At 40.8% G+C, this 206-nt stretch carries 1 protein-coding gene; it reads right to left on the reverse strand.

Annotation, left to right across the window (positions count from 1 at the left end; genetic code table 11):
* The coding region (locus V6260_RS19595) for a ribonuclease P protein component (RefSeq protein WP_341595647.1) at positions 1-134 on the reverse strand (134 nt) is incomplete at its 3' end.
* Positions 135-206 lie beyond the last annotated feature (72 nt).

A 206-nucleotide genomic window follows, 5' to 3' on the forward strand; every position in this document is an offset into this window, starting at 1 on the left:
ATACGGTTTCGTTGGCATGCCTTTTTAACACGTTTATTAGCAACAGTAACACCTAACCGAGGTTCTTCTTGGTCATTAGGTTTAGCTAATAGAGTAAAGAAAGGAGTTGAAGCCCGAGCGGGTTCATTAAATATGCGAGAGTAATGCTAGGGCGTTAACAGACGTATCTCCCTGCCAAAGCTAAAGTCTTCCACTTATAAATTAAG

The organism is Pseudoalteromonas aliena (genome assembly GCF_038155085.1).
GTDB lineage: Bacteria > Pseudomonadota > Gammaproteobacteria > Enterobacterales > Alteromonadaceae > Pseudoalteromonas > Pseudoalteromonas aliena_A.